Raw genomic sequence first — 566 nt, 5'->3', positions numbered from 1 at the left:
TTGGAGGTGGAAGTCGTGCGAAAATTGCAGAAAACAGAAATCAAAGCTGACCGCCGAGGGAAGATAGGTCTGGAAGACCAAAGGCAACTCGGGGCGCATAGTACGACTTCTGGTGAAGGTAAAGTCGAGAATGGCGTTTCATTTCAAGATTTAGTTCTATCCCGAAATAATCTGAATCTTGCCTACAAGCAAGTAGTCAGCAACAAAGGTGCAGCCGGTATCGACGGCCTGACCGTCGACAAGCTATTACCCTATTTGAAGGAACATCGCGACGAATTGATAGCCTCACTGCGTGATGGCAGTTATAAGCCATTGCCAGTCAAACGAGTTGAAATACCAAAACCAGATGGGTCAAAGCGTAAGCTTGGAATCCCAACTGTGGTCGATCGACTTGTTCAGCAAGCTGTCGCTCAAGTGATGTCGCCAAGGTTTGAAAGGATATTCTCGGATAACAGTTTTGGCTTTCGGCCGAATCGAAGCGCTCATGATGCCATCAAACGGGTCACAGCACTGTATGACCAAGGTTATCATTATGTGATTGACCTAGATTTAAAGTCATATTTCGA

At 46.1% G+C, this 566-nt stretch carries 1 protein-coding gene; it reads left to right on the top strand.

Annotation, left to right across the window (positions count from 1 at the left end; all coding sequences use genetic code 11):
- Positions 1 to 15: 15 nt before the first annotated feature.
- Positions 16 to 566: reverse transcriptase domain-containing protein (locus FC83_RS14290; protein ID WP_269083193.1), on the top strand; the 551-nt coding region annotated here is incomplete at its 3' end.

The organism is Agrilactobacillus composti DSM 18527 = JCM 14202, from assembly GCF_001436375.1.
Lineage (GTDB): Bacteria > Bacillota > Bacilli > Lactobacillales > Lactobacillaceae > Agrilactobacillus > Agrilactobacillus composti.
This window is presented reverse-complemented; position numbering and strand designations above follow the sequence as displayed.